Genomic DNA, 12,383 nt, shown 5'->3' on the forward strand with positions numbered 1-12,383 from the left:
ATTCGGTTAAAACCATTTCGGAATCTCCTTAGCCGCATCGCCGCGCAGTCTGGCGATTAGTGAGAGTAAGTGTCGTGCTAACTCCCCCCAGTCAGGGGAGTCGCGTGATGTCCGCCAGCACCGCCGTCGCGGTCTCGGGACCGCCCGCGCCCGCGCCGCTGAGGTTCAGTCGGCCCGCGTGCTCCGTGTCGAGCTGGACGATGTTGTCCGTGCCGGTGACGGCGAGCGGGTCGTTTTCAGGGACGAGGCGCGGGCTGACGCGGATGTCGCCGCCTGCGGTGACCTCGCCGATGAGGCGGACCGTCCGACCGTCCTCCGCGGCGACCTCCAGTGCGCTCCCCGGGAAGTCCTCGATGCCTTCCACGTCCACATCCGCGAGCGAGTACCCGCCGCCGTGGATGACGTTCGCGAGAATCGCGCCCTTGAGCGCGGCGTCCGTGCCGTCCACGTCGAACGAGGGGTCGGCTTCCGCCACGCCCAAGTCCTGGGCTTCCGCGAGCACGTGCTCGTACCCCAGTCCGTCGGCGCTCATCCGGGAAAGCACGAAGTTCGCGGTTCCGTTGAACACGCCCCGCACCGCGTTCACGCGCGCCGCACCGACGCCTTCGATAGTGGAGAGAACGGGAATCGTTCCGGCGACAGTCGCCTCAAACCGGAGTTCGCCCGCGCTCGAATCAGCGAGCGCGACCACGTCGTCGTAGCGTTCGGCGACCGGACCCTTGTTCGCGAGCACGACGTGCTTGTCGCGGTCGAACGCCGCCTCGACGTGCTCGAACCCGGGGTGTGCGTCCCCGAGCGTCGTCGGTGTCGCCTCCACGAGCACGTCGTACTCGGCCGCGAGCGCGTCCGCCGGATCGGACTCGCCGACCGACCCGACGCGGTCCTTGTGCGCGAGCGCGCCCGCAACGTCGATACCACCGGCGTCGACGGCCGCGCCAGTCGAATCCGCGAACGCCGTCACCGTGTGTCCGTAGTCGCCCGCGAGCCGAGCGACCGACGCTCCGACCGCACCCGCACCGAAGATGCAGAGCCGCATTCAGGCCACCCCCGCGAACGGCGCAACCACGCGCAGTCCCTTCTCGTCCGCGATACTGCGTACCGCCTCCAGCGTGCGTTCCACGGACCCGGATTCGACGGCAAGTCGGACGCGCGCGCTCGACCGCTCGCTCGTTCCTTCCTCCGAACTCAACGAGAAGTCCGTCACGCTCGCCTCCGCCTCCGATTCGAGCCGGGAGAGCGTGTCCGAGAGGTCGGTGTCGACGAGGTGGCCGGCGATGATGACCGTCACCTCTTCGCCGTACGCCTCCGCACCGGCTTGCGTGACGTTCACGCCGTTCTCCCGGAGCGCCTCGACGATGGTGTCGAACTGGCCGGCCGTACACTCGAGGTCGACCTCCACGGGAATGTGGCCGCGCGGCGTGACGTGCCCCCGTTCGTGGAACACGCTCAGGAGGTTCCCGCCGTTCTCCGCGATGGGCTGGAGCGCCGCGAGGAGTTCGCCCGGTTCGTCCACGAGTTCGAGGCGGACCGTGTGCGCCTGCCGCACCGCGTCCTCACTCACGGCCACCACCTCGTGCAGTCGGGATGTCCCTAATTGTCGACGCGAAGCGCGATACCGGTGGCTCCGCGTCGATACGGCTCGCAGCATCCCTGCCTGCGTGCATACCCACTCCTCACATCCCTGTGCGGTATAAGCCTTCGGCAGGGGTCGAAATTGCCGGACGCACCGCTCCCGGAACTATCGTGAAACGGTGAACGGGTGTGGAGGCCCGCGGTCGAACGACGGCGTTAGAAGTAGTCGATGCTCTCGGGGAGCTCGGTCTTCATGCCCTTGCGCTCTCGAATCTCCGTGATCTTCTCGGGCTGGAGGTTGTCGGAGAGCACGCGGAAGCCGGCGTTCTCGGTGTTCCAGGACGCGCGACCCTCGGTCGCGGAGCGGATGTCGCTGGAGAAGCCGATCATCTCCTCGACGGGCGCGATGCCCTCGACGACCATCAAGTCGCCTTCCTGGTACATGTCGTCGACGCGGCCACGGCGACCCTGAATCTCGCCGGACGCCGCGCCCATGTGCTCGCTCGGGACGTCGATGCGGACGTCCTGAATCGGTTCGAGGAGGCGAACCTGCGCGTCGATGAGCGCGCGGTGGACCGCGTCACGCACTGCGGGGATGACCTGTGCGGGGCCGCGGTGGATGGCGTCCTCGTGGAGACGAGCGTCGTGCAGGCGGAACAGCGCGCCCTGAACGGGCTCGTTCGCGAGCGGGCCGTTGTCGAGGGCGCCCTGCAGGCCTTCGAGGACGAGTTCCATCGTCTCGTTCAGGTGCTGGATACCCTTCGTGTCGTCGATGAAGACGTTCGTCTTGTGGATCTCCTCGACGTTCTGCGTGGTGTCCTTGTCCATCCCGAGGTCCTGAAGCGCCTCGCGGCGTTCCTGCTCGGGCATGTCCATGGAGACCTCGCCGAGCTGGATGGCGTCGACGATGTCCTGCTCGAGCGGTTCGACGGTGATGTAGAACCGGTTGTGGTTGTTCGGGGAACGCCCTTCGACCTCGCGGGACTCCTGAGTCGGCGCTTCCCGGTAGACGACGATGGGTTCGCCCGTGATGACCGGGATGCCCTGGTTGCGCTCGATGCGCTGCGTGATGACTTCGAGGTGGAGTTCACCCTGACCGCTGACGAGGTGTTCGCCGGTGTCCTCGTTGATCTCGATCTGGATGGTGGGGTCCTCCTTCGCGACCTGCTGGAGCGTCTCGATGAGCTTCGGCAGGTCGTCCATGTTCTTCGCCTCGATGGACTTCGTGATGACGGGCTCGCTGATGTGTTCGATGGACTCGAACGGCGTCATCTCCACCGAGGAGACCGTGGAGCCGGCGATGGCGTCCTTCAGACCGGTGACAGCGGCGATGTTGCCGGCGGGAACACGGTCGACTTCCTCGCGTTCGCCACCCATGTAGATACCGACGGACTGCACGCGGTTCGTGTTCGCGGTACCGGAGACGTGGAGGTCCTGGCCCTTCTCCAGCGTTCCGGAGAAGACACGACCCGCGGCGATTTCGCCCGCGTGGGGGTCGACGCCGATGTCGGTCACCATGAGGACGACTTCGCCGTCGGGGTTGACGTCCCGCATGTCGTGGGCGAGGTCGGAGTCCGCGTCGCCACGCCAGACAGTGGGAATACGGCGGGGCTGCGCCTCGATGGGGTTCGGGAAGTGCTCCGCGACCATGTCCAGGACGACATCCGCGAGCGGCGTGCGGTCGTGGAGTTCCTGGCGCTTGTCGTTGCGTTCGAGGTCGATGATGTCACCGAAGTCGATGCCGGTGCGCTGCATCGACGGCATCGAGACGCCCCACTTGTAGAGCGCGGACCCGAACGCGACCGTGCCGTCCTCGACGCTGACCGTCCAGTCGTCGATGTCGTCGCGGTCCTCGGTCATCCCGCGAATGAGCTCGTTCACGTCGTTGATGACGTCGAGAAGCCGCTCCTGCATCTCCTGCGGGCCTTCCTGGAGTTCGCTGATGAGGCGGTCGACCTTGTTGATGAACAGCGTCGGCTTCACGCCCTCGCGGAGCGCCTGCCGGACGACGGTCTCCGTCTGCGGCATCGCGCCCTCGACGGCGTCCACGACGACGAGCGCGCCGTCGACCGCACGCATCGCACGCGTCACGTCGCCACCGAAGTCGACGTGGCCGGGCGTGTCGATGAGGTTCACGAGGTGGTTCGTATCCTCGTACTCGTGCGTCATGGAGACGTTCGCGGCGTCGATGGTGATACCGCGCTCCTGTTCGTCCTCCTCCGTGTCCATCGCGAGCTGCTCGCCCGCGGTCTCGTCGGAGATCATCCCCGCGCCGGCGAGGAGGTTGTCGGTGAGGGTGGTCTTCCCGTGGTCGACGTGGGCGGCGATGGCGATGTTCCGGATGTTCTCCGGTTCGTCCATCAGCCGCTCGCACTGTTCGACGATCTTCTTGCGTCGGCCCATTATGGAGGATTATACCGGCAGCGGGTTCAAAAGGGTAGTGTTTCTCCGCGAGGAAGCCGTCTCCGTACGGTATCGGGTATCACAGCAGGACCCGCGGCGGGCGCAAGAGCCTTATTCGCTCGAACCGTGCTAACGACTTACATGGATGTTCTCGTGCAAGGTGCGGGTCCGACCGCACCGTTTCTCGGTGCCCGTGACGTCTTCGAGATAGACCACGACCTCAGTAAGCCCGTGCACGTCCACGTCCGCGAGAACCCGGACGAGCGCACGTGGGCGGGCCACCACGACGACCACCACGTCCTCAACATCTCTCGGAAGGCCGCCACGTCCGCGATGGCGCGCGAACTCGCGCTCCACGAGTACGCGCACATGCACCGCCACGAGGAAGGCCATCCCTCCCACACGCTCTCGATGGACGAAGTCCTCTTCCTCGCGCTTCCCGGACGACAGGTCGAGCGGCGCGTGCTCACGCAGTGCTATCAGCTCGCGAACCACGCGAAGGACATCTACGCCGACGACATCACGCTCACCGTCGGCCCGGCGGATAAGCTCGCGGCGTTCCTCGAATCCGAACTCGCCGCCGCCGTCTCCGACCGCCCCGAGCCGGCCCGGGACGGCCACCGCATCACCGCCGGCGCCGACCCCGGGATGACCGCCGTGAACGCCGCGTTCGCGCTCGCGCTCCTCGAACGCCACGACGCCATCAGTCCGACCAGCCGACTCTACGACCTCGCGCACGCCGCGGACGAGGACACGCCCCACGTGAGCGTCGACGAGTTCCGCGACCGCTTCGCGTCCTTCGCAGACGACCCCGACCAGTCCACGTACCGCCGCGAACTCGTCGACCTCGTCCGCGCGTACGTCGACAGCCAACCGACCACGAACGGCCCCGCCGCGGACTGAGCAACCGCTACTCGGCTGTGAGAAACGAAAGAAAACCGCGTTAGCGTGCCGCCGCGGCGACGCGTTCCTTCTCCTCCTTCTGACTGACGGCGTACGTCTGCACGTCGTAGTCAGCCGCACCGAGGAGCTGCTCCGCGAGCGCGTCCGACGCGCTCGTGGCCGACTTGAAGGACGCGGAGTGCATGCCGTCCGCGATGAACTTCAACGCCTGGTCAACGCGGCGCTGAGGCGCAACGTCGACCGCCTTCGGCACCGAGATACCGCCGTACTTCAGGCGAACCGTCTCCTCGCGGGGCGCGGCGTTCTCGACCGCGCGCACGAGCACCTGCACGGGGTTCTCCTCCGTGCGCTCGTGAATCGTGTCGAACGCCTCGCGCACGATCTGGAGGGCCTTCTGCTTCTTCCCCGTGTTGTCCTCCGTCTGCATCAGACGGTTCGTGAGGCGCTCCACGATGGAGATCTCGCTCTTCTTGAACTGCTTGTTCGCGTGTCGCCCCATCGTGTGCGCGATGGGCGTGACCGTGATGTAGCGCCGCGTGCTCGGGTCGCGGTACTGGATGTCCGTGACGCTCCACTTCCCGAAGAGTTCGGCGTTCGCCTCCGCCTCCTCGCTGCCAGCGGGCGTCTCGGGCTCGGGTGCGTCGCTGCTCATCGTACCGGCTTCTCCGCGTTCCCACGCACGAGCTCGATCATCGAGACACCGTTCACTTTCTCGACCTTGTAGTTCACGCCGGAGAGGTCGCCCATCGCACGACCCTTCGCACCGCCGATACCGGCGATGGTGACCTCGTCGTGCTCGTCGATGAACGAGATAGCGCCGTCACCGGGACAGAACGCGGTGACCTGCTTCCCGTTCTTGATGAGCTGCACTCGGACGCACTTCCGGATCGCCGAGTTCGGCTGCTTTGCTTCGATACCAACCTTCTCCAGGACGATGCCGCGACCCTGCGGCGCGCCCTCGAGCGGGTCGGACTTCGACCGGAGCCCGCGCTCTCGCCGCGCGTAATCCGAGTCGGACCACCGGTGACTCTGGCGGTCCTTCTTCAGCTTACGGGCGGCATACTTGCCGTTAGCCATACGGATGGATTACGGAGGCAAATACTTAAATTCGGCCTTTCGCGTCGACGAGCGTGTGACAGAGGAACACGGCCCGCTCAGGTCAGTTGGATGTCGTCGATGTCGAAGTGGCGTTTCGCGAGCGTCTTCGCGAGCTCGATGTTGTGCCCGGCTTCGCCGATGGCGACGCCGCGGTCCTCGTGCGCGACTTCGGCGTACGCGACGGTGTCGCGGTTCTCGCTGATGGTGACGTTGTAGACGGCGGCGGGGCTGAGCGCGTTCGCGACGAACGCCTCCGGCGTCGGCGCGTCCTCGACGAGTTTGACGTCCCGTCCGAGTTCGTCCTCGACGCGTTCGACGTTCCGACCGCCGGGGCCGATGGCGCTCCCGATTTCGCCCGCTTTGACGACGAAGACGACGCGGTCGTTCTCGTCGTCGACGAGGCAGTCGACGGCAGTGGCGTCCGTGACTTCCTCGAACGCGACGATGCACTGGCGGGCGTCGTCGGAGAGCGTGACCGTCATCAGTCCGACTTGGAGCCCATCCGGAGGTCGACGTCGCCGGTCCCGAGTTTGACGGGTTTGCCGACGATGACGTTCTCGATGACGCCGTCGAGGTCGTCCGCTTCGCCGTAGATGGCGGCGTCGAGGAGGTGGTTGACCGTGACCTCGAACGCCGCGCGTGCGAGCACGGAGTCCTTGTTCCCGCTGATGCCGTGGCGGCCGATGGACTGGATGGTGCCGTCGTTCGTCATGATGTCCGCGACCAGCATCAGGTGGCGGATGTTCACGTCACCGAGGCCCTGTTCTTCGAGCGTGTCCATCGTCTCGTTGATGATGGCTTCGCGCGCGGCCTCGATGCCGAGCGTCTTGTGAATCTCGTGGATGTTGTTACACGAGGTCCGGGTCTCGTCGACGCCGTCGATGCGAAGCACCTTCTTGAGCGCCGAACCCTCGGTGTAGAGGACGAACTCCTCGCCCTCCTCGGTGTCCTCCTTCCGGACGACGACGCGCGTGACGTCCTCGATTCCCTTGAACACCACGTCGCGGAGCTGTTCGACGAGCTGGAGGAGGTCGCGGTAGCTCGGTTCTTCCGGCCCGAATTCGAGGACGGTTCCCTGCTGGGTGACTTTCACGCCGAGGGAGTCCTCGATGATGTCCGCGATGTCGCCCGCGATCTCGTTCGTGGAGTCCATAGTCGGCCAGCGCTCCTGGAGCGTGTCCTCGTTCAGGTTGATGCTGACGATCATGTCGGCGACGTTCGTCGAGATGTCGCCGAGCGAGAGGATTTTCGTGGACTCGATGTTCCACACGACCTCGTGGGCTTTCTCCCGAGTGCCCCGGTGTTCCTCGTCCAGGTGGACGGTCATCACGGGCGTGTCCGGGTTCTTTCGGGCGTCCACGAGTTCGATGAGGCGCGGAAGGCCCTGCGTCACGTCCATCTCCGCGACGCCCGCGTAGTGGAACGTGTTCATCGTCATCTGCGTCCCGGGCTCCCCGATGGACTGCGCGCTCACCGTCCCGACCGGGTCGAGCGGGTCGACGCGCGTGTCGAGGTACTGGGACTCGACGGCTTTCGCGATCTGTTCTGCCTGCTTGGTCGTGACGCCGTCACGCGCTTCGACCGCGTCGTAGACCTCTTCTTTGAGCCGTCGCGGGAGGCTGCGGTCCTCCACGGCGGCTTCGATGTCGTCGGTGATTTCAGTCATCAGTCGTCACCCTCCGCGAGCCAGGACTCGCCGTGTTCGGAGAGGTTCGTCGGCGGTTCTTTCTCCCCGAGGAACTCCTCGAGGTCTTCGTCGGTCTCGAACTCGGTTTCGAGAATGCGGTCCGCGACGTTCTCCACGTCGATGTCGGTGTCCTCGTTGGAGGACACGCGGACGGGACTGGTGCCGTCCTCGCCGAACTCGAACTGCACGATGGTGTCCGAGGTGTCTCGGACCGTGCCGTCGTACTGGGTTTCGAGTTCGGAGAGCGCGTTGATGAGGCGGCGCTGGAGGTAGCCGGACTTGGACGTCCGGACTGCCGTGTCGACCAGGCCTTCGCGGCCGCCCATCGCGTGGAAGAAGAACTCCGTCGGCGTCAGGCCGTCAGCGTACGAGTTCTCGACGAACCCGTGGGCTTCCGCGGAGAGTTCGTTCTCGGGATAGTGGCTGAGCGTCCGGTTCTCGTATCCGCGGTTGATGCGTTCGCCGCGAACTGCCTGCTGACCGACCATACCGGCCATCTGCGTGAGGTTCAACATGCCACCACGCGCACCGGACTCCGCCATGACGACGGCGGGGTTGTCGTCGGCGAAGTCGTCCTCCGCGATGTCGCCGGCGGAGTCACGCGCCTTCGAGAGCGTCTGCATGATCTTCATTTCGAGCGTCTCGTCGACGGTGCGGCCGGGCAGGCTTTCGAGGTCGCCGTTCTCGTAGGTCTCGATGAGTTCCTGCACGCGGTCGTACGCGTTCTGAACGGACTCGTCGATGCGGTCGCGGGCGTTCGAACTAATCGTCTCGTCGTCGATACCGATACTGAACCCGAAGTGCATGATGGCGCGCATCGCGAGCGCGGCAATCTCGTTGATGAAGATGCGCGAACGCGTGTTGCCGTACACTTTGGTGATGGTGTCGACGATTTCGCTCCCGAACTCGCCGACCTCGTCCTCGGCGATAGTGCCCTCGATGAGCTGGCCGTCCTCGATGACGACCTGGTCGCCGGTGGTACCGGTGAATTCGAGGTTGAGGTCGTCGGGAAGGAGTTCGCTGAACAGCTGGCGGCCCGTCCAGTAGGGCGTTCCGTCCGCTTCCTCGCCCGCGGGGTCGGGGAGTTCGTTGATGCGGGTTTCGCGGAGGAGGTCGAGCGCTTGCGTCTCGTTGAACGACGGGTTGTCGTTCGTCAACAGGTACATCCCGCTGATGTGGTCCTGAATCGCGCCGATGATGTTCTCGCCGAACCGCGGGCTGAGGATCTGCTCCTGCACGCGCATCAGCACGCGCGCCTCCGCGCGGGCCTCCTCGTTCTGGAGGGCGTGCATGTTCATCTCGTCGCCGTCGAAGTCAGCGTTGTACGGCGGGCAGACGACCGTGTTGAGGCGGAACGTCTTGTACGGCATCACGACGACTTCGTGCGCCATAATAGACATCCGGTGCAGGGACGGCTGGCGGTTGAAGATGATGACGTCGCCGTCGATGAGGTGTCGCTGGACCTCCCAGCCGGGTTCGACGCGTTCCGCGAGTTCCTCACAGACCTTCTCGGTGACGCGGACGCGCCGGCCGTCCGGCCGCTTCACGTAGTTCGCGCCCGGATGCGTCTCGGGTCCGTTCCGAACGTAGCGGCGGGCGCGTTCGATGTTCTGGTCGTTGACGACCATCGTCTGCGTCATCTCCGTCGCGACGCGGTCGGGAACGCCGACCTCGTTCAGGCTGAGCGTCGGGTCGGGGCTAATGACGGTACGCGCGCTGAAGTTCACGCGCTTCCCGGAGAGCGACCCGCGGAACCGTCCTTCCTTGCCCTTGAGACGCTGACTGAGCGTCTTGAGCGGGCGGCCGGAGCGGTGTCGGGCGGGCGGCGTCCCCGAAATCTCGTTGTCCATGAACGTCGTGACGTGGTACTGGAGGAGTTCCCAGAGGTCCTCGATGATGAGCTGGGGTGCACCCGCTTCGCGGTTCTCCATGAACCGCTGATTGATGCGGATGATGTCCACGAGCTTGTGCGTCAGGTCGTCCTCGCTGCGCTGACCGTTGTCCAGCGTGATGGACGGGCGCGCGGTGACCGGCGGAACCGGGAGGACGGTGAGAATCATCCACTCGGGACGGCTGTGCTCGGCGTCGACGCCGAGCACTTCGAGGTCTTCGTTCGGGATGTCCTCGAACCAGTCCCGGATGTCGCTCGGCATGAGCTTGTTCATGTCCTCGGTCGTGAGGTCCGTGCCGAGCGCCTTCTCCAGCGCCTCGCGGTCTTCGCGTCGCGGCCGGAACTCCCCGCTGAGGATGTCGTTGATGCGGGAGAGGTCGACGCCGGACTCGTCCGCGAGTTCCTGAGGACTGATGGCGTCGTCCTCGTCGTCCTCGGGCTGCATCGCGGACGCGATGCGCTCGGGGTAGTCGCTCGCGAGGACCTGCTGGACCTCGTAGTACGTCGTGGGTTTCTCGTGTTTCACGTCGTACTGGACTTCCCCGCAGTGCGGACAGTGCGACTTCTTCCGGGCCTCCCGGATCGCGTTCTTCGTCACGTCGGAAACGTCCTGCTGGAGGCCACGGGTTCGCTCCACGTCGTCGAGGAACTGCTCCTGTTCGTCCTCGGTGAGCAGGAGGTGACTGCACTCGCGGCAGGTGCCGCGGAGGAGGCGACGAATGAGCTTCGAGAACCCGACGTGGATGACGGGCGCGGCGAGCTCGATGTGGCCGAAGTGGCCGTTACACGAGCCGGAGCGGCCGCCGCACGTCTTGCACTCCAGACCGGGGTCGATGACGCCCAGTCGAGGGTCCATGAGGCCCATGTCGATGGGGAAGCCGTCGTCGTCGTACGTGTCGGCCGTGATGACCTTCGTCGCACTCATGTCCCGGTACTCCTCGGGGTCCATCAGCCCGAAGCTGATTTCGCCTATCTCCTTGGGTGATTGTCCTGCACTCATGTTAGACTGCGTCCTCCAGTTCGAGTCGCGGCGCGATGCCGAGCGCCTTCATCTCGTCGAGGAGGAGTTTGAACGCGTAACTCATCTCGATGCTGTGCACGTCCGTCTCCTCGCCGCAGTTCGGACAGTAGACGCGGCGCTGTTCTCTGTTCTCCACCGCGGTCATCCCGCAGTTCCCACAGATGTCGACGTACTCCTGGTCGGAGGATTCGAGGAGGCGTTCCTTCAGCACCATCGCCGCGCCGTGGGCGATGACCGTGTCGCGCTCCATCTCCCCGAGCCGGAGACCGCCTTCGCGGGCGCGTCCCTCGGTCGGCTGTCGAGTCAAGACCTGCACCGGCCCCTTCGACCGGGCGTGCATCTTGTTCGACACCATGTGGTAGAGCTTGTGGTAGAAGATGTTCCCGACGAAGATCTCGGCCTCGATCTTCTCGCCGGAGACGCCCGAGTAGAGGACTTCCTTCCCGCTCGACTTGAATCCGCGCTCCTGGAGCGAGTTCCGGATCTCTTCCTCGTCCTCGCCAGTGAACGCGGTCCCGTCGACCGTTCGGCCTTCGAGCGCGCCGGACTTCCCGCCGAGCATCTCCAGCACGTGACCGACCGTCATCCGGGACGGCAGCGCGTGCGGGTTCAGCACGAGGTCGGGCACGACGCCCTCCTGCGTGAACGGCATGTCTTCCTGAGGCGCGAGGTGGCCGACGACGCCCTTCTGGCCGTGCCGGCTCGCGAACTTGTCCCCGAGTTCGGGGATGCGTTCGTCGCGAACGCTCACCTTCGCGAGCTTACTCCCGTCCTCGCCTTCCATCAGCGTCACCGTGTCCACGACGCCGTCCTCGCCGGACCGCATCGTCACGGAGGTCTCACGGCGCTTCTGCGGACTCAGTCCACCCATCTCGTCGGGCTCCTCGAGGAACCGGGGCGGACTGGTCTTCCCGAGCAGGACGGAGTTCTCGTCCACGCGCGTCTCGGGATTGACGAGGCCATCCTCGTCGAGGTGCTTGTACGCGTCCTCGCCGCGGGCGCCGCGCACGTCGTCGTCCGGCATCTCGAAGCGGTCCTCCTGACCGCCGGGGTAGCGGCGTTCCTCGCCCTCGTAGGTGCGGAAGAAGTGCGAGCGGGCGAGCGCGCGCTCCACGGACCCCTTGTTCATGACGAGCGCGTCCTCGATGTTGAACCCCTCGTAGCTCATCACGGCGACCGTGAAGTTCTGGCCGGCCGGCCGGTCGTCGTACCCGATCTGTTTCGTCGTCTGGGTGTTCACCATCGCCTTCTGCGGGTAATGCATCAGGTGCTGACGGGTGTCCGGCCGGATGCGGTAGTTCGCCGCCGGCAGCCCCAGACTCTGCTTCATCATCCCCGCACCCATCGTAATGCGCGGGCTGGCGTTGTGCTCGGGGTACGGAATCATCCCCGCGCCGATACCGAAGATGAGCTGCGGGTCGATTTCGAGGTGCGTGTGGTCCTCGGTGAGGTCCTCTTCCTCGACGGCGACGAGGATGTCCTCTTCCTCCTCGGCGTCGATGAACTCGACCTTCCCCTCGTCGACGAGCGACTCGAACTCGACCTCCTCGTTTTCGAGCGCTTCGAGGTCGTCCTCGGTGACGAGGGGTTCGCCGTCCTCGACGACGAGGAGCGGGCGGCGGGCGCGGCCCGCGTCCGCGTTCACGATGACTTCGCCTGTGCGTTCTTTCACCGAGACGTTCACCATGTCGCTGATGTCGCCGCGGCGTCGCGCTTCTCGGATGCTCTCGGCGAGCTCGTGCGGGTCGTCGTGCGTCCCGACGAGGCTGCCGTTCACGTAGACTTTCGCTTCCTGTGACTGGCTCATG

10 protein-coding genes are annotated in these 12,383 nt (G+C 65.6%); 1 reads left to right on the forward strand and 9 read right to left on the reverse strand.

Translation table 11 applies throughout. The features are described from left to right. Nucleotides 1–91: 91 nt before the first annotated feature. The 3 genes from ACOZ4O_RS06480 to ACOZ4O_RS06490 form a co-directional block, all read right to left on the reverse strand. Entirely contained in the window at nucleotides 92–1,036 is a 945-nt protein-coding gene (locus ACOZ4O_RS06480) for a homoserine dehydrogenase (RefSeq protein WP_424524496.1), read from the reverse strand. Next, a complete protein-coding gene (locus tag ACOZ4O_RS06485; protein WP_424524497.1) occupies nucleotides 1,037–1,567 on the reverse strand; it encodes an amino acid-binding protein in 531 nt (176 codons plus the stop codon). It abuts the gene before it with no gap. A gap of 221 nt (nucleotides 1,568–1,788) precedes the next feature. Continuing rightward, entirely contained in the window at nucleotides 1,789–3,975 is a 2,187-nt protein-coding gene (locus tag ACOZ4O_RS06490) for an elongation factor EF-2 (protein ID WP_424524498.1), read from the reverse strand. Between the two features lie 141 nt (nucleotides 3,976–4,116). Here ACOZ4O_RS06490 and ACOZ4O_RS06495 point away from each other — a divergent pair, with 141 nt between their 5' ends. Further along, nucleotides 4,117–4,878, forward strand: coding sequence for a DUF5781 family protein (locus tag ACOZ4O_RS06495; RefSeq protein WP_424524499.1), 762 nt, complete (start codon nucleotides 4,117–4,119; stop codon nucleotides 4,876–4,878). Nucleotides 4,879–4,918: 40 nt separating this feature from the next. On the opposite strand, the gene ACOZ4O_RS06500 is transcribed toward ACOZ4O_RS06495, so the two are convergent. From ACOZ4O_RS06500 to rpoB, 6 genes are all read right to left on the reverse strand, one after another. Then, nucleotides 4,919–5,530: a 30S ribosomal protein S7 gene (locus ACOZ4O_RS06500; RefSeq protein WP_424524500.1), complete on the reverse strand. Its 612-nt coding sequence runs from the start codon at nucleotides 5,528–5,530 to the stop codon at nucleotides 4,919–4,921. Then, nucleotides 5,527–5,955, reverse strand: coding sequence for a 30S ribosomal protein S12 (locus tag ACOZ4O_RS06505; RefSeq protein ID WP_424524501.1), 429 nt, complete (start codon nucleotides 5,953–5,955; stop codon nucleotides 5,527–5,529). Before ACOZ4O_RS06505 ends, ACOZ4O_RS06500 begins: the two co-directional genes overlap by 4 nt. A gap of 77 nt (nucleotides 5,956–6,032) precedes the next feature. Next, a complete protein-coding gene (locus ACOZ4O_RS06510; RefSeq protein WP_424524502.1) occupies nucleotides 6,033–6,458 on the reverse strand; it encodes a NusA-like transcription termination signal-binding factor in 426 nt (141 codons plus the stop codon). Continuing rightward, the gene (rpoA2, locus tag ACOZ4O_RS06515; RefSeq protein WP_424524503.1) at nucleotides 6,458–7,642 is read right to left on the reverse strand and encodes a DNA-directed RNA polymerase subunit A''; all 1,185 of its coding nucleotides are present in this window, start codon (nucleotides 7,640–7,642) and stop codon (nucleotides 6,458–6,460) included. The genes ACOZ4O_RS06510 and rpoA2 overlap by 1 nt, the downstream gene beginning before the upstream one ends. Further along, the gene (locus ACOZ4O_RS06520; protein WP_424524504.1) at nucleotides 7,642–10,554 is read right to left on the reverse strand and encodes a DNA-directed RNA polymerase subunit A'; all 2,913 of its coding nucleotides are present in this window, start codon (nucleotides 10,552–10,554) and stop codon (nucleotides 7,642–7,644) included. The genes rpoA2 and ACOZ4O_RS06520 overlap by 1 nt, the downstream gene beginning before the upstream one ends. A gap of 1 nt (nucleotide 10,555) precedes the next feature. Then, nucleotides 10,556–12,382, reverse strand: a complete 1,827-nt coding sequence (rpoB, locus tag ACOZ4O_RS06525) for a DNA-directed RNA polymerase subunit B (protein WP_424524505.1) — start codon at nucleotides 12,380–12,382, stop codon at nucleotides 10,556–10,558. Nucleotide 12,383 lies beyond the last annotated feature (1 nt).

This window comes from Salarchaeum japonicum (genome assembly GCF_049705945.1).
GTDB classification, from domain to species: Archaea; Halobacteriota; Halobacteria; order Halobacteriales; family Halobacteriaceae; genus Salarchaeum; species Salarchaeum japonicum_A.